General features: G+C 73.0%; 1 pseudogene. It reads left to right on the forward strand.

Annotated features, from left to right (window positions below):
• Positions 1–430, forward strand: a pseudogene (locus RB628_RS41495) (mobilization protein); the annotation flags it as partial.

A 430-nucleotide genomic window follows, 5' to 3' on the forward strand; every position in this document is an offset into this window, starting at 1 on the left:
CGGCCCGAGGCATCATCCAGGCCGGCAGCGCGCTCGGCCGAGGCGAGGACGGCGGCACCACCGCCATGCTCGTGTCCACCCTGGTCCTGGTGGCGTTGGCCGCAGCACGCTGGCACTCCGCACGCGGTCACGCCCAACAGGCCGAAGCCTCCCGTCAGACCGCCGAGCACCTGCGCGTCGCCTACCGCCAGGCCGCCGCCGCACCCATGCAGGCCCTGCGCGACCAGGGCCGAGCCTTGCCGGAAGCCCAGCGCCGCACCTATGAGACCACCATCCGCGCCGCCCTGCCCGAGAACAGCACCCGACCCGACACGAACACGAAGAACGACGCCCTGGCAGCCACCCTGGCCCAGGCCGAGCAGGCAGGCCACGACTCGAAGGCCCTCCTGCAGGAGGCCATCGCCATGCGCGAACTCGACACGGCCGAGGA

Origin of the sequence: Streptomyces sp. ADMS, assembly GCF_033441795.1 — a bacterium.
Lineage (GTDB): Bacteria > Actinomycetota > Actinomycetes > Streptomycetales > Streptomycetaceae > Streptomyces.